Source organism: Sphingomonas sp. CFBP8993, assembly GCF_034044895.1.
In the GTDB taxonomy this organism is placed as follows: domain Bacteria; phylum Pseudomonadota; class Alphaproteobacteria; order Sphingomonadales; family Sphingomonadaceae; genus Sphingomonas.
This window is the reverse complement of sequence record NZ_JAXCWU010000002.1, coordinates 249066-266914: the sequence shown is the minus strand read 5'-3', so window position 1 is coordinate 266914 and position 17849 is coordinate 249066. Positions and strand designations below refer to the sequence as shown.

Annotated in this window: 16 protein-coding genes, 1 tRNA gene and 1 pseudogene; 6 read left to right on the top strand and 12 right to left on the bottom strand. The window is 66.0% G+C overall.

The features are described from left to right. Positions 1-80: 80 nt before the first annotated feature. Positions 81-419, top strand: a pseudogene (locus SOM26_RS04445) (DUF3470 domain-containing protein); the annotation flags it as partial. A 145-nt stretch (positions 420-564) separates the two neighbouring features. Here the strand turns inward: SOM26_RS04445 and SOM26_RS04440 are convergent. Both SOM26_RS04440 and SOM26_RS04435 read right to left on the bottom strand, forming a co-directional pair. After that, entirely contained in the window at positions 565-861 is a 297-nt protein-coding gene (locus SOM26_RS04440) for a hypothetical protein (protein WP_320451530.1), read from the bottom strand. Between the two features lie 8 nt (positions 862-869). Then, positions 870-1049 carry a hypothetical protein gene (locus SOM26_RS04435; protein WP_320451529.1) on the bottom strand — a complete coding sequence of 60 codons (180 nt, stop codon included), beginning with the start codon at positions 1047-1049 and terminating at the stop codon, positions 870-872. 166 nt (positions 1050-1215) lie between these two features. On the opposite strand from SOM26_RS04435, the gene SOM26_RS04430 reads away from it, so the two are divergent. Then, positions 1216-3360, top strand: coding sequence for a TonB-dependent receptor (locus SOM26_RS04430; protein WP_320451528.1), 2145 nt, complete (start codon positions 1216-1218; stop codon positions 3358-3360). 131 nt (positions 3361-3491) lie between these two features. Here SOM26_RS04430 and SOM26_RS04425 read toward each other — a convergent pair whose 3' ends face one another. From SOM26_RS04425 to pncB, 4 genes are all read right to left on the bottom strand, one after another. Continuing rightward, positions 3492-5270 (bottom strand): retroviral-like aspartic protease family protein, encoded by a 1779-nt coding sequence (locus SOM26_RS04425; protein ID WP_320451527.1) that lies wholly within the window; start codon positions 5268-5270, stop codon positions 3492-3494. Between the two features lie 117 nt (positions 5271-5387). Beyond that, complete coding sequence (locus tag SOM26_RS04420; protein WP_320451526.1) at positions 5388-6479, bottom strand: Gfo/Idh/MocA family protein; 1092 nt, start codon at positions 6477-6479, stop codon at positions 5388-5390. Positions 6480-6602: 123 nt separating this feature from the next. Further along, positions 6603-7121 (bottom strand): hypothetical protein, encoded by a 519-nt coding sequence (locus tag SOM26_RS04415; protein ID WP_320451525.1) that lies wholly within the window; start codon positions 7119-7121, stop codon positions 6603-6605. A 176-nt stretch (positions 7122-7297) separates the two neighbouring features. Next, complete coding sequence (pncB, locus tag SOM26_RS04410) at positions 7298-8602, bottom strand: nicotinate phosphoribosyltransferase (RefSeq protein ID WP_320451524.1); 1305 nt, start codon at positions 8600-8602, stop codon at positions 7298-7300. A gap of 311 nt (positions 8603-8913) precedes the next feature. On the opposite strand from pncB, the gene SOM26_RS04405 reads away from it, so the two are divergent. Continuing rightward, on the top strand, positions 8914-9159 hold the full coding sequence (locus SOM26_RS04405) for a hypothetical protein (RefSeq protein WP_320451523.1): 246 nt from the start codon (positions 8914-8916) through the stop codon (positions 9157-9159). A 26-nt stretch (positions 9160-9185) separates the two neighbouring features. Here the strand turns inward: SOM26_RS04405 and SOM26_RS04400 are convergent, their stop codons facing one another. After that, positions 9186-10607, bottom strand: coding sequence for a DUF2254 family protein (locus tag SOM26_RS04400; RefSeq protein WP_320451522.1), 1422 nt, complete (start codon positions 10605-10607; stop codon positions 9186-9188). A gap of 211 nt (positions 10608-10818) precedes the next feature. On the opposite strand from SOM26_RS04400, the gene SOM26_RS04395 reads away from it, so the two are divergent. Further along, on the top strand, positions 10819-11898 hold the full coding sequence (locus tag SOM26_RS04395; protein ID WP_320451521.1) for a patatin-like phospholipase family protein: 1080 nt from the start codon (positions 10819-10821) through the stop codon (positions 11896-11898). A 37-nt stretch (positions 11899-11935) separates the two neighbouring features. Here SOM26_RS04395 and SOM26_RS04390 read toward each other — a convergent pair whose 3' ends face one another. Next, on the bottom strand, positions 11936-12595 hold the full coding sequence (locus tag SOM26_RS04390; RefSeq protein ID WP_320451520.1) for a nicotinamidase: 660 nt from the start codon (positions 12593-12595) through the stop codon (positions 11936-11938). 162 nt (positions 12596-12757) lie between these two features. Further along, positions 12758-12847, bottom strand: a tRNA-Ser gene (locus SOM26_RS04385). 195 nt (positions 12848-13042) lie between these two features. Here SOM26_RS04385 and SOM26_RS04380 point away from each other — a divergent pair. Further along, entirely contained in the window at positions 13043-13840 is a 798-nt protein-coding gene (locus SOM26_RS04380) for a DUF1134 domain-containing protein (protein ID WP_414712009.1), read from the top strand. A gap of 366 nt (positions 13841-14206) precedes the next feature. On the opposite strand, the gene SOM26_RS04375 is transcribed toward SOM26_RS04380, so the two are convergent. After that, complete coding sequence (locus SOM26_RS04375) at positions 14207-14620, bottom strand: hypothetical protein (RefSeq protein ID WP_320451519.1); 414 nt, start codon at positions 14618-14620, stop codon at positions 14207-14209. Beyond that, on the bottom strand, positions 14617-15936 hold the full coding sequence (locus SOM26_RS04370) for a dihydroorotase (protein ID WP_320451518.1): 1320 nt from the start codon (positions 15934-15936) through the stop codon (positions 14617-14619). Before SOM26_RS04370 ends, SOM26_RS04375 begins: the two co-directional genes overlap by 4 nt. A 47-nt stretch (positions 15937-15983) precedes the next feature. Here SOM26_RS04370 and ygfZ point away from each other — a divergent pair, with 47 nt between their 5' ends. Continuing rightward, positions 15984-16757: a CAF17-like 4Fe-4S cluster assembly/insertion protein YgfZ gene (gene ygfZ, locus SOM26_RS04365; protein WP_320451517.1), complete on the top strand. Its 774-nt coding sequence runs from the start codon at positions 15984-15986 to the stop codon at positions 16755-16757. 12 nt (positions 16758-16769) lie between these two features. Here ygfZ and SOM26_RS04360 read toward each other — a convergent pair whose 3' ends face one another. Then, on the bottom strand, positions 16770-17231 hold the full coding sequence (locus tag SOM26_RS04360; RefSeq protein ID WP_320451516.1) for a hypothetical protein: 462 nt from the start codon (positions 17229-17231) through the stop codon (positions 16770-16772). Between the last annotated feature and the right edge of the window lie 618 nt (positions 17232-17849).

Below are 17849 nucleotides of genomic sequence, written 5' to 3'. Positions count from 1 at the left end.
ATGAGGGCGACCTTGGCCGGATTGCGAATATCCGCGGCCTGACGCATGTCTATGCTTCGGCATAAGAAGGCACTGATGACATGACAGGGGTAATCACCGACGCCTGTATCCGATGCAAATATATGGATTGCGTCGAAGTCTGCCCGGTCGACGCCTTTTACGAAGGCGCAACGATGCTCGTCATCAATCCCCTCGAATGTGTGGACTGCGGCTGTTGCATCGAAGCATGCCCCGTCGACGCCATCGTCTTCGACACCGAAGAACGCGCCCAGCCTTGGCTGGCACTCAACGCCAAATATGCGAAGCTATGGCCAAACGTCACCTTCGACGGCGGACAGACATCCCCCGACGCGGATCACTATGCGTCTCTGCCCGATAAGTTCGACCAGTATTTTTCACCGGACCCCGGCAAAGGGGACATCGGCCCACCAGCCGGGTCTTCTCGAGCGAGGCACTGTGATCGCTGCACGAGGGAGACGTCGCTGGGAAAAGTGGCGCGGCTGATCCGCTCCATCTGGCGATAGCGGCTCGTTCCAGAACGATGCCTTATGTAGAATAATCGGCTCAACTCTCGTCGGGGAAGCGCGTCGCCTGTTCCGGGAAATGCACGCTATCCGCAAAGCCACTCCCGAGATCATATAGATAGAGCGTGACCGCACAGGGCTGCTGATTGGCCCATGTCACGGCGTCTTGCACCGACACGGCTTCCAACTCGTCGTAATCGACCGTGATACTCGGATCGCTCGCCGGCGCCTGGTCCGCGTCCAGACAGCTATTGTCGTGTTCGATGGCCTCAACGATCGCGTTCACCAGCCGCCAGCGATAGGGGCGCGTGCGGCGGTCGATGATGTTCCAGATCATGACCGCCCTCAGTGCAGCTTGGCGATCGCCAGTCCGTCTTCCTTGGCGCGCTGCTTGACCGACTCCTCGCTGCGGGTCAGCGCCTTGGCGATGGCCTTCAGCGCCATGCCCTTCTTGGCGAGCGTGTGCAGCTTCTGGATTTCGTCCTGACGCCAGGGCTGGCGGTGTCGTTCAAAGCGTTCGGCCATGCCCTCTTATAGCGGGGTCGCGCGGCCCTGACCATCGCGGCGGTGCCCGGCGGATTGCATGATGGCTGGCTTACAAATGCGTCATGAAGACTGCCACGTCTTGCCATCGCATCGCGGTGCAGCAAGATAGCCCCACCGGGAGACGTTATAACATTTGGGGTTGTCGATGCGTTTTTCTGCCCTCCTTTGCTGCGTCGCGTCGTCCGCGATCGCCCTCCCCGCCCTGGCCCAGACGCGGGGCGTTCCCGCCCCCCAAAGCGCTGGCGAAACCGACGCCGCGCCCGCGGGTCAGGTCAGCGACATCGTCGTGACCGCCAAGCGGCTGGACGAGGCGCGCGAGCATATCCAGCCGAGCCTGGGCGCGTCGAACTATGAGATCACCAGCGCGACGATCAAGGCGCTGCCCGGTGGCGAGAACCAGCAGTTCAACCAGATCCTGCTCCAGGCGCCCGGTGTCGTGCAGGACGGTTTCGGCCAGTTCCACGTCCGCGACGACCATAACGGCCTGCAATATCGCATCAACGGCACCATCCTGCCCGAGGGGCTGGCGGTGTTCGGCCAGACGCTGTCGCCGCGCCTGGTGGACAAGGTCAACATCCTGACCGGCGCGCTGCCCGCGCAATATGGCCTGCGCACCGCGGGCGTGATCGACATCACGACCAAGAGCGGGCTGTTCGACAATGGCGGCACAGCGTCGATCTATGGCGGCAGCCACAACACCATCCAGCCCAGCCTGACCTATGGCGGCTCGTCGGGGAGCACCAACTATTTCGTCTCGGGCGATTACCGGCACAGCGGCCTGGGGATCGAGAGCGTCGATGGCCGGTCCAACCCGGTGCATGACGATACCGACCAGTATCAGGGCTTTGCCTATGTCGACCATATCCTGGACGACCAGAACCGGCTGTCCTTCGTCGGCGGCTATTCCAACCAGTGGTTCCAGATTCCCAATCCCGTCGGCCAGCAGCCAGGCGGCACCTGGAGCGTCGCCGGGCAGAACACCTTCCCCAGCGAGAAGCTGAACGAGACGCAGCTCGAAAAGACCGGCTTCGGCCAGATCGCGCTGCTCCACGATGCCGAGCCGCTGACCGTCCAGGCCTCGCTTTTCGCGCGCTATTCGTCGCTGCGCTACCGCCCCGACATATTGGGCGAGCTGCTCTACAACGGTCAGGCGCAGCAGGCGTACAAGCAGGACTTCGCGATCGGCGGTCAGGTCGATGCGGTCTATCATGTCGGCACCGCGCACACGCTGCGCGGCGGCCTGCTCGTCACGCGCGACCGCTCGACCAGCGCGACCAATACCAGCGTCTTTCCGGTCGACGCCACCGGTGCCCAGGCGGGCGAGCCGATCGTAATCGCCGACAATAGCGGCAAGACCGCGACCAGCTTCAGCGCATATCTGCAGGACGAGTGGAAGCTCGCCCCCAAGCTGACCCTGAACTATGGCGCACGCTACGACATATATAACGGCTATCGGCGCGAGGGGCAGTTGTCGCCGCGCGTCAACCTGGTCTGGCAGCCGGGTGACGTCTATACGCTGCACGCAGGCTATTCGCGCTACTTCGTGCCGCCGCCGTTCGAGCTGGTCGGCAATACGAGCATCGGCAAGTTCATCGGCACCAGCACCTATCCGGCGGTCACCGTCAACGACGTGCCCTATGCCGAACGCCAGGATTATTTCGACGCCGGGTTCCAGGCCAGGCTCAGCCGTTACTTCACCTATGGCATCGACGCCTATTACCGCATCTCGAAGAATCTGATCGACGAGGGCCAGTTCGGCGCGCCGATCATCCTGACGCCGTTCAACTATCGACAGGGACGAATCGGCGGGATCGAGGCGAATATGAGCTATCAGCGCGGGCCGCTGCTCGCCTATGCCAATTTCGCCGCGGCGAAGGCCAAGGGGCGCAGCATCGTGTCGAGCCAGTTCAGCTTCGCGCAGGACGATCTCGATTATATCGCGCGGCGCTACATCTATCTGGATCACGACCAGACGTTCACCGGGTCGGCGGGCCTGTCCTATACGGTATTGCCGGGCACCAAGCTGGGCGGCAGCATGATCTATGGCTCGGGGCTTCGCCGCGACGACGATGTGAACAGCATCCCCAACGGTGCCAAGCTGTCGCCCTATGCGCAGTTCAACCTGACCGCGAGCCACCACCTGGCGGGGCCGAACCTGGATATCCGGTTCGACGTCATCAACGTGCTCGACCATAAATATGAAATCCGCGACGGCACCGGTGTTGGTGTCGGTGCGCCGCAGTTCGGGCCACGCCGGGGATTCTTCGTCGGGGTGTCGAAGGCGTTTTGATAATCCTCCCCGGCACGGGGAGGGGGACCATCCGAAGGATGGTGGAGGGGGATTGCCGCTCGGGCCGTTCCGTAGACGAGCCCCCCTCCGTCAGGCCTGCGGCCTGCCACCTCCCCGTGCCGGGGAGGAACTTATAGACCGATCCCGTATTTCCGGATCCGCTCCGGCATCCGCTTGTCGAGCGCGGTCGCCAGCGCGCGGTCGCGGGCCGCTTCTGTGGTGCGGCCCAGATGCTCCTCGGCGATCGACCGGCCGTACAGCGCCCAGGGACGCCTGGCGTCGATTGCCAGCGCCGCGTCGAAATCGGCCAGCGCCGCCTGGTCGTCCTTCTGCCGCAGATGGACGAAGGCGCGGCTGTCGAGAAAGCTGGGATTGCCGGTCATTACCCGCACCGCCGCGTTGCAATCGCCCAGCGCGCGGTCCAGATCCTTGTTCGCCAGCATCCGCGCCCAGCACCGGCCGTTCTGCGCCGTTCCCCGCCGCGCATCGTCGCGGTGCGCCGCCATCCACAGGTCAAACTGCCCGATCGCCTGGTCGAAGGCGTCCGCCCCCGAATAGAGCTGCGCCATCTGCAGCCGCGCGGCATCCTCGTGCGGCAACTGGCCGTCCAGAAGGTCGAGATCGGTGATCGTCCCCGCCGGATTGCCCGCACGCAGCCGCAGCCCCGCGCGGATCAGCCGCGCCTGCGTATCGCCGGGATCGAGCGTCAGGGTGGTGTTCAGGTCGTCGATCGCCAGCACCGGCCGCCGCTGGTCAAGATAGGCGAGTGCGCGCTGCCTGGGAAAGCGCGGATCCCTGGGCGCCATGACGATCGCCCTGGTGAAGTCGTCGATGGCATGGGGCAGGTCGTGCTGGGTGACGTACATCGCCCCGCGACGGCTATACCCTTCGGCATCGGTCGGGTCGCCCGCGCCCGCAATGCCCTGCACCGCCATAGCGGCGGTCGCATCGGCATGCGCCGCCGCGTCGAACAGCCGCCCGCCGGTATAGGTGAAATAGATGCGATGCTGCAGGTTGGAGACGTACAGGCGGTGCGACACGAAGAAGTCCGCGCCCAGCAGCATGTCGGTATCGCTCAGCGCCAGATCGGCGAAATGTAGGCGCACATTGTGCAGTTCCTCATTGCCGATCTTCAACAGCTTGAACCGGGCGCTCCACCCCTGGACGACATGGCGGCCCATGCCGCTTTCCCATCCCGCCGCCACGACCCCCGGATCGCCCGGATGAACCCCCGCGCGGGCGGCGGCGCGCAGGCTCAGCACGGTCTGCGGCGCGCCGGTGTCGAACGTCGCGTTCAGCTTGGCCCCGTCCAGCTCGACCGTGCCGACGGTGTGGAGATGCGCCGCCTCCTTCGTCTCGATCGGCATTTCGAAAAAGGGCTGTCCGTTCGTCCAATAGGCCAGGGCCGCATGGCCGCAGCCCATCGGCTTGAACAGCCGGACCATGCCGCCGGGCAGGTCATATTCGACATCGCCCAGCCCCAGGACGTTCTGGCCGATCAGCCCGCTCTGGCCCAGGTCGCTGCCCGATACGGTGAACTCGACATTGGGCACATCCAGCCCGGCCAGCGTGAAGTGCCGGACCGTGGCGAGGGTGCCATCGGTCTCGCCCCCGATCCCGCCCAACCGCATCCCCTCCGGCAACGGCTTTCGCGGCAAGTCCATCTCGCGCGCGACGGCGGGCCAGATATTGCTGAAAAAGGCGCCGCTATCCAGGATGAAGGGCGAAGGCCGTCCGTTGATCCGGGTATCGACGACCGCGCGCATACCCTGCATCGTCACCGGGATCGCGGCCATCTGGCCGAGCTTGCACGGCCCTTCCGCCCAGGCGGGCGATGCCATCCCGATCACGATGGCTGCCAGTCCCGCCGCCCTGCCCCGATACCCGATCATCCGCGCCACCATCCCCATGCCAGCCTGAGGACGTCAGCATATCAGCGGCGGGAACCAGCGAAGATGACGGCGGCCTGACATTCCCGAAATCTTCCCCGTCTGTTCCTCGCCTTACAGGGGAGGAATGGTGGCCCCTTATCCCAGTGTGATCCGCCGCCCTTCGCGCGCCGAGCGATAGATTGCCTCGATCACGCGCATGTCGGCCAATCCCTCCTCGCCCGGCACCAGCGGGTCGGTGCCGTTCAGGATACAGCCCGCGAAATGGTCGAGTTGCCCCGCATGTTGTCCCTTGCCCGCCGGAACCTGCTGCTCCTCGGTCCGGCCGTCGCGGCGGACCCACATCTTCTGGCCCTCATAGGATGTCGCGGGCTCCAGCTCGATATGGCCCTCCGTCCCCGTCACCCGGTACATATTGTGGTTCGAGCTGTAGCTCGACACGCAGGTCGCCTGGATGCCGGAGGGGAAGCGCAGGAGGAAGTTGATCCGGTCCTCGACCGTGCGGAAGCGCGGGTCGCTGCGGTCGGTCGATTCGATCGCGCTGACCTCGACCGGTTCCTCGCCGGTCAGGTAGCGGGCTGCGTTCAGGCTGTAGATGCCGATATCCATCAGCGAGCCGCCGCCCGACCATTTGCGCTCGAGCCGCCACTGGTTCGGTTGCGCGTTGAAGCCATGGTCGGCAGTGATGATCCGGGTCGGCCCGACAAAACCCTTCTTCGCCAGGTCGATCGCCAGCCGGTTGTGCGGCTGAAACCGCGATCGGTATCCGATCATCAGCTTGCGCCCCGCCGCCCGGCACGCCGCGATCATCGTGCGGCACTCCGCGACCGAGATCGCCATCGGCTTCTCGCACATCACATGCTTGCCCGCCCTGGCCGCGCGCACCGTATATTCGGCGTGCAGCGCGTTGGGCAGGATCACATAAACGACGTCGATATCCGGATTGTCGCGGATGCGGTCGAAATCGGCATAGGAATAGCGGTGGCTGGCGGGAATATTGTATTTCTCGCCGAAGCGCTGGAGCTTGGCCGGGGTGCCGCTGACCAGCGCGACCAGCCGCGACTGGTCGCACTCGGCGAATTTCGACATGATCAGCTCGGCATAGCGACCCAGCCCGACAATGGCATAGCCGACCTTGCGGTCGCGCGGCGCGGCGCAGGCCCCGCTGGCCGCCACGGCCAGCCCCGCGCCCAGCCCTGCGATGATCGTCCGACGGTCGGCGTCGCGCATGTCACTCTCCCATGATCCGGCCCGTGATGCGGCCCGTGATGCGGCCCGTGATGCGGCAGGGCGTAGTTCGCCCGCCGGATCAGGAGGTTACCATGACAGGATCGTCATCACCACCGGGATGGATCAAGGGGTCGGCGGTGTGGCGACCCGCTGCGCCTCGACGATCCGGGGGTCGGACCCAAGCGTGTAGAGATAGGCCTTTCGCCCTTCCGACCCCGGCGCCAGCCGCGCGAGTTGCCGGGTCTGCTCACGCGTCAGGGCGAAGCGGACATAGCCCGCCGTAACAAGGCACCGGTCGACCTCGGCCTGAAGCGTGGATTGCAGCGCATCGACCTGCTTGTCGGGATTATACATCCGGCGCAGCAGGACCTGCCTTTGGCTCTGCGTGAAGATGTCGTCGGTCGGGACGATCGGGGACACATTGGCTTCGCGGTCCAGCACGCGGGCGCCACGCACATATCGCTGGGTCGCCCCGTCCTGCGCCACGTCGCGCCGTGCGGCCTTCAGCATGCAGTCGCGGCTGCCGCCTTCGAACACCGCTCGCGACACGCCCGGCCTGCCCCAGCTGACACGGTCCGCGCGTCCGGCATGGGCCGCGGCCGACACGCCCAACAGGGCCAGCGCTAACACGATCTTCGGCATGACCTCTCCCAAGGCTTTATCGTGCCAAGCTATCGCAAGACACGGATGCCGTCATGCCTTTCTCCAGAGCCGATCGACATTCAGCAAAATGCCACAAATCCTCCCCTGCAAGGGGAGGAATGACGTGAATGTCGTTCGGCCCTCGTCCTGTGCTTACAGCGGACGAGATACGCAGTTCACACGCTGACCGCCTTGGCCCGACGCCCATCCTCGCCGAAGATACGCAAATAGCGCGCGATTTCCGACGGCTCACCGGTGGCCTTGGCGGGGTTGTCGGACAGCTTGACGGCCGGGCGGCCATCGGCGCTGATGACCTTGGCGACCAGCGAAATGGGCTCCAGCCCGGCCTCCCCCGCCGGGTCGCAGCCGCGAAAGTCGTTGGTCAGGTTGGTGCCCCAGCCAAAGCTCATCCGCACCCGGCCATGAAAATGGCGATAGGTCGCCTCGATACTGTCGACGTCCATGCCGTCGGAAAAGATCAGCAGCTTGGTGCGCGGATCGCGGCCATGCGCCTGCCACCAGGCGATGATCTGCTCGCCCCCTTCGATCGGCGGCATGGAGTCGGGGCGAAAGCCGGTCCAGTCGGCCAGCCAGTCGGGTGCCTTGCGCAGGAACGCGCTCGTCCCGAACGCATCGGGCAGCGCGATCAGCAGATTGCCGTCATACAGTGCCTGCCACTCCTCCAGCACGCGGTAGGGTGCCGCGGCCACGCCCGCATCGTCGGAGGCGAGCGCGGCGACCACCATCGGCAGTTCATGCGCGTTGGTGCCGATCGCCTCCAGATCATTGTCCATCGCCAGCAACACATTGGACGACCCGATGAAGCGGCTGCCCAGCCCTTCCTTCAATGCCTCGACGCACCAACGCTGCCACAGAAAGCCGTGCCGCCGCCGCGTACCGAAGTCGGAAAGGACCAGGTCGGGCAGCTCGCGCAAACGCTCCACCTTGTCCCACAGCTTGGCCTTGGCACGGGCATAGAGGATATCGAGCTCGAACCGCCCCTTGCCCTTCAGCGCGGCGCGCGAACGCAATTCGTTGACGATGGCGAGCGCGGGGATTTCCCACATGCTGGTCTGCGCCCAGGGTCCGTCGAAATGCAGCTCGAACTGTCCGTCGACCGTGCGCAGCTCGTATTCGGGCAGCTGGAACCGGCCGAGCCATTCGAGGAAGTCGGGGGTGAACATCCGCCGCTTTCCGTAAAAGCTGTTGCCCGCCAGCCAGATCAGCTCCTTCTTGCCGAAGCGCAAGCTGCGGGCATGGTCGAGCTGTTCGCGCAATTCGGCCTCGTCGATCACCTCGGCCAGACGGATGCTCTTGCTGCGGTTGATCAACGAGAAGGTCGCGTTCACATCCGGGTGAAGCTGGCGGATCATCTGCAGCATCAGCAGCTTGTAGAAATCGGTGTCGAGCAGGCTGCGCACCACCGGGTCCAGCCGCCATCCATGGTTGTAGACGCGGGTGGCGATGTCGGTGACGGGCATGAACGCTCCTGGAAAGGATGGGCAGGGTCGACCGGGCAGAACCGGTCACATCGGGGCAACCCACGGAATCGATGCACGATCCCCCGCCCCCGGACAAGCGGGACCGGCACGGGCTCGTTCACCTGGAACGGCCAACTGGTCGCCCCCTGCACGGTCACCAAGACCGGATAATCCGACAAGCGCCCCGCCATCACGCCGATGGCGGGGCCGTTTCCATCGCGCACGCCAGTCATCGGCTAAAGACACCGACCAGTGCAGGAACCACCCCGGCTTTCCCATGGTTGTATCGTCGCATTTTCGGGAGATTTGCGATGGACAAGGAACAGTGGAAAGCGACCGCTATGCTGACAGGTCGTAATATTCGCACCGTATCAGGCAATCTCCTGTCCTGCGTTACCGCATTTCATCAGATGAGCGATACACAGCGAGCGGCCGTACGCATTGTCATACCCGGCTGTATCAGCATAGATCATGCGCCCGCGGTGAGAACCTTGTCGCAGGACGTCATCAAACGTCTTGCCCACCGCTTGCCGATCCGCGTCGCGCCGGCCTGCTAAACTTCGAGTTTTGGTTCGTTCGACCGCTACGGCAAAATAGTGCCGTGGCTGTCCTCATTCGTTTTCCTTTGGTCCGGCGTCAACGCGCCCGCAAGTTCGGCCGCCACATCCTCCAACCCATGGCGCTGGCAGGCCGCCGAGCATCGGGCCAGCGCATGGACCATGACGCGGGTCGGGGTATGCGATGCCGCCAGTAGCGCCGCCGTCCGCAGCGCACCGGGCAGGTCGCGGCGCTGGCTTGGCGAGACGATCGGCAGCACCGCCGTCACCGTGTCGAGCAGCAGCGCCATCGTCTGGTGCTGGCGCGACTCGCTGGCGGCGACCATCAGGCTTTCGATCGTATCGATCAGCTGGCGCGGCAGGCGGTCGTCATAGCCCAGCCGGGCGCGTCCTTCGCCGCCGCCATCCGCTCTGACCGGATCGTCGCGCCAGGTGACGATCAGATCGTGCAGCGCCTGGATCGCGATCGCGCCCACCGCCGGATCGGACCGCGCCGTCGAGATCGCGGTCCAGCCGATCGTGTGCAGGTGGTGAAGGCTGTAACCCGCATCGTCGGCGATATCGCGCTTCTGGGTCAGGACGACCGCAGCGGCCACCATATCGGCCAGCGCCTCGTGCCCCGCCGACATCACGGCCAGCGGATCGCCGATCGTGACGAAGTCGCCGATCGCGGGGCAGATCGCGATCCGCAGGTCGCTGTGCTTCGCAAGTAACTCCTCCAGCGCCCGCACATCGACCCGCGCGACATGCCCGCTATGATCGGCGCGTACGATACGCCCGCCCTCGACGACGCACGGCCCGCTGGCGGCGAGGAGTGGCAACTGCCGGTTGCGCGCCGCGACGGCGGTGTCGACGATCGCCGCGATCAGCGTTACGGGGCGCATCTGGTCGATCGTGCCATAGATCAGGACGATCAGTGCAAACAGCGCGACCGCGCCCAGGATGGTCGACATCATCACGCCGAAGATGGGCGCGCGCGTATGCGTGGTCTGGACCAGCGTGATGAGCGCGAAGAGCGAGATGCCGACAAAAAAGCCGAACCATGCCCGGTTCGACGCCCGGCGCAGATAATGGTCGACGATCTGCGAATTGAGCACGGTCGCGCCCTGCTGCACCGCCAGGATCAGGATGGAAAAGGTGATCGAGGTGACGGTGAACAGGCTGCCCGCGATCGCGGTCAGGACGCCGATCGCCGACTGGGTATCGCCGACATATTGCGCCAGCCATGTGCGAAGCGGACTCCACGACCGTTGCGGCCCGGCATGATTGTCCAGCCAGTCGATCACCTCGGCCAGCACGACGAAGCCACAGACGATCAGCGCAGGCGCGGCGATGAACTCGAACATCGACCGGTGCAGCCGCTCGATCGTCGCGCGCACCGCCCGGCGGGGCGATCGCACCGGCTTCGGCGCGGGTCGCGCGCTGCCGTCCCATCCGGTGCCGGTCATCCCTGATCCCCCCTTGATCGTGATGCGCCGATCCAGTGGCGGCCGGTGCGGGGGCTCAACCGATCGTATCCGATATCGTTTCTTCTCCCGAAAAAGTGCAGGCGTACTTCTTGTTATGCTGCACCGCACCCAAAGTCGGTGATGGTCGTTGAGGCACCATATTCCCTATCGCCGTGCCGCCCGGCCCGGCCACGCAACACCGGAGCCACTCATGTCCGACCTGCTTTCAAGCCACCCGCCCCGTAACCGTCCCGTCACCTCGAAGGCGGGTCGCCCGCGGCTCGCCCTGGCGCTTCAGGGCGGGGGCGCACACGGCGCCTATGGCTGGGGCGTGCTCGAACGGCTGCTCGACGAGGATATCGAGATCGTCGCGGTCAGCGGGGCGAGCGCAGGCGCGCTGAACGGCACCGCGCTGGTCGCGGGCCTCGCCGCCGGTGGCCGGGCGGGGGCGCTGGCCGGGCTGGAGCGGCTGTGGAAGACGGTGTCCGACACCTCGCCGCTGCGCGCCTTCGACCATCAATGGGGCGGGCCGCTGTTCGAACCCTGGTTCCGCCGCACGCTGGAGGTGTCGAAGATGATGAGCCGCTATGTGGCCCAGGTGTCGCCGCAGCTGCGCGGCATGCGTGCGCTGCGCCAGGTCGTCTCGTCCAGCATCGACCTGGGCGCACTGACCCGTGACGAGGCACTGCCGCTGTATATCGCCGCGACCGCCGTATCGAACGGCGCGGCGCGGCTGTTCGGCAATGACGAGATCACCGTCGATGCGATCATGGCCTCGGCCTGCCTGCCCGACCTGTTCGCGGCGGTGACGATCGACGGCCAGGATTATTGGGACGGCGGCTTTTCGGCCAACCCGGCGCTGGAGCCGCTGATCTTCGCGGACCACGGCGCGACCGACCTGCTGATCGTACAGATCACGCCGTTCGCGGTCGACGATACGCCGACCTCGCTGGGTGGCATTGTCGGGCGGATGAGCGATATCGGCTTTAACGCCTGCCTGCTGCGCGACCTGAAGGCGCTGACCGATGTCCAGACGATCGCCCGCAGCGCGCGGTCGACCGACCCGGCGATGCAGGCGCTGGCCGCGACCAACCTGCACATGATGCCCGCCCCCCTGGCGCTGGGCGAGCGCGGTTCGGCCAGCAAGCTCGACACGCGCTGGTCGAAGATCCAGGAATTGCGCGAGCTCGGCCGCGCCACCGCCTCGGCCTGGCTGGACGAGAATGCCGCGCAGTTCCGCCGCAGTTCGACCCTCACCGAGGACGACCTGCCCGAGGCCGTTGCCGCCTGACCGTTGCGGGGAGGGGGCCGGTAGCCCCCTCCCCGCGTCAGAAACGCACGCCCGCTGCCCGAAACTGCGCCTCGGCCGCGTCGCGCGTCGTGCCGCCGCCCGCGATCGGCATGGCGATTGCGCGGCTATGGTCCTTCAAGACGACCGCCTCGAACCCCTCGCGCCGCGCATCCAGGGCGGACCAGCCGACACAGAAGTCATAGGCCAGCCCAACGAACACGCACCGCCGCACGCCCTTGTCGCGCAAATATCCGGCCAGCCCGGTCCGCGTCGTCTTGTCGTTCTCGAAAAAGGCGGAATAGGAATCTACCGCCGGATTGGTCCCCTTGCGCAGAATCAGTTCGGCCCGGTCAACGACCGCCGCGATGTCGGGATGGAATGCCGCCCCCGCGCTGCCCTGGACGCAGTGGTCGGGCCACAATATCTGTTCGCCATAGGGCATCGCCACGCTATCGAAGGGCCGCCGCCCCGCATGGCTGCTGGCGAAGGACGAATGCCCGGCCGGGTGCCAGTCCTGCGTCACGACGACATGGGCAAAGCGCGGTGCGAGCGCGGCGATCCCCGCCATGATCGCATCGCCATCCGCCACGGCCAGCCGCCCGCCGGGACAGAAGTCGACCTGAGGGTCGATGACGATCAGCGCGTCCGCCTGGGTGATGGGCCCGATAACGATGTCGTTAACTGCGGCATCCGCCATGCCTTCATCCCTTCCGATCACGCCGATCACCAATGTCGACGACTACCACGTGGTCATAACGTAGCCGTGGCAAAGGAAACCAGACCGCGACAGGATACGCCCAAGCGGTGATCGCCAAGACTGAGAGCGGACATCAGAATTTATCGGGGTATGCCGGCAAAATGGCGGAGACGGAGGGATTCGAACCCTCGGTACGGTTTCCCGTACGACGCTTTAGCAAAGCGTTGGTTTCAGCCACTCACCCACGTCTCCGGCTGCGGCGAGGTGCGGCTATAGCGGGGCCGGTGGAGGCAATCAACCGGGGATCGGGGGGATTTTGCACGGAAAATCGACTAGGGCGACAAAAGTGGCCCGGTAAATCGATCGGGCACCACCCCGTCATTCATTGCACTGCAAGGCGCGGGCTGGTTAACGTGACCTATCGGTTCGCCGGGGGAGTTGAATGTCATGCGTGTTGTCTGCCTGGGCCTGTCACTGCCTCTATCGCTGTCGGCATCGCTGATCGGCGGGCTGGCGATGATCGCCGCCGCGCCGCTCGCCGCGCAGGTGCGCACGATCGACCCGAATCAGGGTATCGACAGCGACCTGGCCACCCAGCCGTCGCGCCCCGCACCGCGCGTGCAGGATCGCAGTGTCCCGGATCAGCGCAGCACGCCTGCGCAAGACGACACCATGCCCCCGCCGCCGCCGGTGCAGCAGACGCCGGGCACGCCGCCTGCAACCACGCCGGAAACCCGCGCGACGCAGACCACGCAGGCCGCCGACACCTTCGAGCGCGACGACCTGCTGGCGGCGGGCGAAGGCGTCTTCGGCCAGGGTGCCGAGGGGCTGGCGGGCATCATCGAGCGGATCCTGCGCGAACAGGGTCGGCCGAACGCCTATATCGCGGGGCGCGAGGCGTCGGGCGCCTTTGTCCTCGGGGTCCGTTACGGCTCGGGCGTGATGACCCACAAGGTCGAGGGGCAGATGCCGGTCTATTGGACCGGGCCGTCGCTGGGCTTCGACATCGGCGGCGACGCGAACAAGGTCTTCGTGCTGGTCTACAACCTGTACGACACGGAGGAGCTGTTCCACCGCTTCCCCGCGGCCGAGGGGCGGCTCTATTTCGTCGGTGGATTTGCCGCGACCTATTTGCGGCGCGGCAATGTTGTACTGATCCCGGTGCGCCTGGGCGTCGGTTGGCGCGCGGGCGTCAATGTGGGGTATATGAACTTCACGCATAAGGCGCGGTGGTTGCCGTTCTGATTTCAAGGCGGCGGGGAGTGCTGGAACGCCAGGTTCCACCCTCCCCCTTGAACGGACGAAGCATCGTCTGACGCAGGGTCAAGGACCAACCACCGTTCAGGCTGAACGGTGGTTAGAGTTTGATCCATCCAATCCGAAGCGCCACCCCGGCGGAGGCCGGAGTCCAGTCGGGGGGCCGTTGTGATGGTCCGGCTCGCTCCATCATATGAAGCCTTCGCAACTGGACCCCGGCCTCCGCCGGGGTGGTAACGCAACAGGTCTGGTCTGGTGGATCAAATTTTAGGAATTGGGGTTCAGGGTTGGAGCCCTGCCACCCGTCGCGCCGGATCGCTGTCGCAGGAGGCCGCCCGCCCGACAAATCGCCCCCTACCCGCGCACCCGTAGCTGATACGGCTCGCTGACCGCGATCACCGGTACGTCCCAAGGGTGCGCCGCCAGCAGTCGGTCGGCCAGCGCCCCGATATCGGCATCCGCATCATACATCGCGGTCAGGATGACGGTCGGCGACCAGCTCGCCTGCCCCACAGCACCCAGCGTCGGCACCGCGCCTGCGCCGGGGCGAAAGCCTTCATAGCCGATGGCCAGTTCGACCACCTCGCGATAGCGGCCGAAATCGCCCAGCGGCGGGGTACGTAGGATGGCGAGGAGCGTGGCGGCAGTGGCGTCCCGCTCGACCGCATCCGGATCGCCCGCGATCAGCCCGGCGAGCGTGGGTGCCGCGACCGGGCAATAGACCCGGATATCGCGAACCCAGCGCACCACGCTCACCGCGTCACTCAACCGAAATCTACCGCTTCGAAGCGCAGCGGCTGGCCGGTCGGCGCGGCGGCCAGCTGATCCTCCCACATCGCGATCTCGCCGCGAATGATGGTGCCGATCGGCTTGCCGGTCAGTTCCATGCCGGTGAAGGGCGACCAGCCGCACTTGGACTGGAGCCACTGATCCTCGATCGTCCAGCGCTTCTTGAGGTCGACGATGGTGAAGTCGGCGTCATAGCCCGCCGCGATCCGCCCCTTGCCGACGATGCCGAAGATGCGCTGCGCGCCCGCGCTGGTCAGTTCGATGACGCGCTGGAGCGACAGGCGGCCATTGGCGGCATGGTCGAGCAGCAGCGGCAACAGCGTCTGCACGCCCGGCATCCCGCTGGGGCTGCCCGGATAAGGCTTGGCCTTTTCCTCCAGCGTGTGCGGCGCGTGGTCCGAGCCGATGACGTCGGGCACGCCCTGGTTCAGCCAGTACCACAGACCGTCGCGGTGCGCGCCCGAACGGATCGGCGGGTTCATCTGCGCCAGCGTTCCGAGGCGTGGATAGGCTTCCTCGCCCGCCAGCGTCAGATGCTGCGGGGTGACCTCGCAGGTCGCGATATCCCTGTGCTGCGCGATATATTCCAGCTCGGCAGGCGTGGTGACGTGCAGGATGTGGATGCGGCGATTTGCCGCCCGCGCCAGCCGCAGGATGCGGCGGGTGGCGAGCAGCGCGCTCTCGTCGTCGCGCCAGACGGGGTGCGAGGCGGGGTCGCCCTCGATCCGCTCGTCCACGCGCGCGTTCATCCGGTCCTCGTCCTCGGCATGGATGGCCACGCGGCGATGGCCCGAGGCGAGCACTTCCGCCAGCCGCGCATCTTCCGACACCAAGAGGTCGCCGGTCGAGGCGCCCATGAAGATCTTCACACCCGCCGTGCCCGGCATCCGCTCCAGCTCGGCCAGGTCGCGGGCATTGTGGTTGGTCGCGCCGACATAGAAGGCGTGGTCGCAGAACATCGTCCTGGCGCGCGTCAGCTTGTCGGTGATCGCGTCGGCCGAATCGGTGTTCGGCTTGGTGTTGGGCATTTCGAAGACGGCGGTGACGCCGCCCATCACCGCTGCGCGGCTACCGCTCGCCAGGTCTTCCTTGTGCATCAGGCCGGGTTCGCGGAAATGCACCTGGGTGTCGATGACGCCGGGCAGGATGTCGAGGCCGGTGCAGTCGATCACGCGGCCCGCATCGCCCTTCGCGCCGATCGCCACGATCCGACCATCGCGCACGCCGACATCGGCGCGGACCGGGCCGCCAGGCGTGTGGACGGTGCCGCCGGAGAGGAGGAGATCGAAGGTCATGGCAATCGGGCCTTTCGCATGGGGTGGCGCCCTCCTACCTTGACCGCATGAGCGATTCCACCCCGACGACGCAGCCTATGGTGCCCTCCATCACCGGCGCCACCACCCTGGCCGACCGCCGCCTGATCCGGGTCGCGGGTGAGGACGTACGCGGTTTCCTGCAGGGACTGGTGACGCAGGACGTGGCGGGGCTGACGCCGGATGCGCCGCGCTGGGGCGCGCTGCTGACGCCGCAGGGCAAGGCGCTGTTCGACTTCATCCTGTGGGCGGACGGCGATGCCGTGCTGATCGATGCGGAGGCCGTGCAGGCCGAAGCGCTCGCGCGGCGGCTGGCTATGTACCGGTTGCGGCGCGCGATCACGATCGAGCCGGTTGCCGGACTGGCGGTGCATTGGAGCCGGGACGCCGACGATCGCCCCCATGACCCGCGCCTGCCCGCGCTCGGCCGACGCTGGCTGGCCCCGGCGGGCGAGGCGGCGAGCGGGTGGGCCGCGCACCGGCTGGCGCTGGGCGTGGTCGAGGGCGTCGGCGAACTGGGCGCGGGCGAGACGCTATGGCTGGAGTGCAATGCGCGCGAGTTGAACGGCGTCAGCTTCACCAAGGGCTGTTATGTCGGCCAAGAGAATACCGCGCGGATGCATCACCGCTCCAAGGTCAATCGACGGCTGGTGGTGGCGCCGCTGGGCGAGGCAGGCGACCGGACGCGGGCGACCTATCCCGAACTGGGGCTGATGGTCGAGCATCGCCGCGTGGAGGCACTGGGCGATGCATTGCGCCCCGACTGGCTGGTGACGGCGCTGTCCGAGGAAGAAGCGGGCTGAACCGGCGCGCCGCTATTTCGCGGAGGACAGGGCGCTCGCGATATGGTGAGTCGGCCGTGCCAGCACATGGCCGACCTGTACCGCGATCGTCACTGCGGCGGCGATGCCGAACAGCCCGAGTGCCGCGAATTGCAACGTCCCGGAGATGGCGCGGCTGCGCTCGATCCGTCGCGCCGTATCGATCTCGCTGACCAGACGCTGCCGGACGTGGCGGCGATCGCCGCCGACGTCGCAGGGCGCCGGGCGCGACTCCAGACGCGGTTCGTTGACCAGAGCGTCGGGGCTGATCGTGTCTTGCGTTCGAATTCCCGAGAACCGGTCGCGCGTCCAGATCACGCGGCCGATCACGACCTGCCGCCCGCGTCGGATATCAACATATTCGCCCGGCTGCAGCGGATCGTCGCAGGCGATCATCATGCCGCGCGACGAGATATTGTGAATACAGGCATCGCCCCATCCGCGCACAGACTTCATGCGGCAGGCGATCAGAACTTGTCGGCGTGCCTCACGATTTTTGTAACCGGCCCCGCCATATCTCATAGCCATTCCTTCTGGATCGAAGAATGTGTCCATAATGGACAGCACCGAAGAAAGTATGAATCGGGCATGGCGATGCTTCGGCGGGCGCAGGGACACGTCGCAAGCATCTCAGGCGGCGCGATAAATTCTATCCCGGCGAAAGGAGGTGGCGGTGCGAATCCTAGGGAGAATCGACATTCATTTCATTCCTCCTCTGGAAGGGGAGGTGGCAGGCCGCAGGCCTGACGGAGGGGTGTCCAGGCCTTGAGAGGTCGCTCAGTCCTCGTGACTGGTGACACCCCTCCACCATGTTATGCATAGCCCTCTCCCCTTGCAGGAGCGGAATGCTCGTAGGCCACTAAAGTTTGATCCACCTGCCCTGAACTATTGCCCTACCACCCCGGCGAAGGCCGGGGTCTAGTTGCGAAGGCTTCGGCGATGAAGCGCACTGGATCATCACTACCGCAGCCCCAACCGGACCCCGGCCTCCGCCGGGGTGGTCCTTCAGCTTGGCTGGATCAAACTCTAAATTGGACATGCCGCAGCCCATCGCGAGCAGTAGCCGATGGGGCA

Excerpts from the sequence above, each read along its gene's own strand:
- SOM26_RS04370 (WP_320451518.1), bottom strand. The coding sequence starts at position 15,936 with ATGACCTTCGATCTCCTCCTCTCCGGCGGCACCGTCCACACGCCTGGC.
- SOM26_RS04390 (WP_320451520.1), bottom strand. The coding sequence starts at position 12,595 with ATGGCGGATGCCGCAGTTAACGACATCGTTATCGGGCCCATCACCCAG.
- SOM26_RS04405 (WP_320451523.1), top strand. The coding sequence starts at position 8,914 with ATGGACAAGGAACAGTGGAAAGCGACCGCTATGCTGACAGGTCGTAAT.
- SOM26_RS04425 (WP_320451527.1), bottom strand. The coding sequence starts at position 5,270 with ATGGGGATGGTGGCGCGGATGATCGGGTATCGGGGCAGGGCGGCGGGA.
- SOM26_RS04360 (WP_320451516.1), bottom strand. The coding sequence starts at position 17,231 with ATGAAGTCTGTGCGCGGATGGGGCGATGCCTGTATTCACAATATCTCG.
- SOM26_RS04440 (WP_320451530.1), bottom strand. The coding sequence starts at position 861 with ATGATCTGGAACATCATCGACCGCCGCACGCGCCCCTATCGCTGGCGG.
- SOM26_RS04380 (WP_414712009.1), top strand. The coding sequence starts at position 13,043 with ATGCGTGTTGTCTGCCTGGGCCTGTCACTGCCTCTATCGCTGTCGGCA.
- SOM26_RS04400 (WP_320451522.1), bottom strand. The coding sequence starts at position 10,607 with ATGACCGGCACCGGATGGGACGGCAGCGCGCGACCCGCGCCGAAGCCG.
- pncB (WP_320451524.1), bottom strand. The coding sequence starts at position 8,602 with ATGCCCGTCACCGACATCGCCACCCGCGTCTACAACCATGGATGGCGG.
- SOM26_RS04395 (WP_320451521.1), top strand. The coding sequence starts at position 10,819 with ATGTCCGACCTGCTTTCAAGCCACCCGCCCCGTAACCGTCCCGTCACC.
- SOM26_RS04420 (WP_320451526.1), bottom strand. The coding sequence starts at position 6,479 with ATGCGCGACGCCGACCGTCGGACGATCATCGCAGGGCTGGGCGCGGGG.
- SOM26_RS04435 (WP_320451529.1), bottom strand. The coding sequence starts at position 1,049 with ATGGCCGAACGCTTTGAACGACACCGCCAGCCCTGGCGTCAGGACGAA.
- SOM26_RS04415 (WP_320451525.1), bottom strand. The coding sequence starts at position 7,121 with ATGCCGAAGATCGTGTTAGCGCTGGCCCTGTTGGGCGTGTCGGCCGCG.
- SOM26_RS04430 (WP_320451528.1), top strand. The coding sequence starts at position 1,216 with ATGCGTTTTTCTGCCCTCCTTTGCTGCGTCGCGTCGTCCGCGATCGCC.
- ygfZ (WP_320451517.1), top strand. The coding sequence starts at position 15,984 with ATGAGCGATTCCACCCCGACGACGCAGCCTATGGTGCCCTCCATCACC.